General features: G+C 31.5%; 1 pseudogene. It reads left to right on the top strand.

Annotation, left to right across the window (positions count from 1 at the left end):
- Positions 1-979, top strand: a pseudogene (espN, locus tag HEN33_RS25095) (type III secretion system effector EspN); the annotation flags it as partial.

Genomic DNA, 979 nt, shown 5'->3' with positions numbered 1-979 from the left:
CAATGAACGTATATAGAAAAAGCAAAAAAATGAGAGTTATTTCCAATAATGAGATGAAAAAAAGCATTAAAATATCTGAATTAGTTATCCATAATATTATAAAGAAAGGATTGACTAATTGTTTGCTTAAAAAGGATGTTCTTAATGCCAGATATGATCTTATTAGAGATATTCTTCGATATTCTTTAAATATACGACAGGGAATTAAACATGATGATGTTAATAGAATAGCGGAAAATATAATAAAAAAGTATGGTATAACTGAGGGTATGAATCCTAAACCTAGGAATGCCAGAATATCTAAAGAATTGCTTTTATTAGCTGTTGATAGACAGATTGAGTGGGCGAAAAAACATTTTATAACAAAAGATGTATTGGAAAATGTTGTGTCAAAATGTGATTTATCATCTATCTTTAATGTTAATAAAGTGCTTCAGAATACTATTCTTGAGTTTGTCCATGAAATTAATAATATATCATCTGCTCGCTGGATGTCAAAATCAGAAAAGAATAATAAACAAAAAGAGGCAATAGAAAAGTTCAAAAAAGAAGTATCCCATATGAATGGCGGGCAGCAGTTTATTTGGGGGTTTGATAAGGTTATTCAAGAAGGCTTAAGTGGATTGATTGAGTTAAGTATCGATATTAATGATAGTACAAATCATCGTGATAAGTCTTCTCTTTCTCCTGATGGGAGAGCTGTGTTACATTTTTTAGGTACAATTTGGAATATGGCGATGGGAGCTGTACCTGGTTATAATGCATTGTCTGGTGTAAGTAGCATTTTACATAGTGCTATAGTAAAAGAATCTAGCAATATCTGTGATTATATTCAGGGGGCTGTACGTATTGGAATGGACTTTGTTCCAGGCACTCGCTCTGACTTACATAGCCGTTCGCTGCAGATAAAATATGAGGCTTTGAAGCATATAGAAAAAAACATTAATGATAATATTATTTATCATCCGAGTAATAATGC

The sequence above is a fragment of the Escherichia sp. 94.0001 genome (assembly GCF_013369155.2).
In the GTDB taxonomy this organism is placed as follows: Bacteria; Pseudomonadota; Gammaproteobacteria; order Enterobacterales; family Enterobacteriaceae; genus Escherichia; species Escherichia coli_F.
Note: the sequence above shows the minus strand (reverse complement) of the source record. Positions and strands in the feature narration are given on the sequence as shown.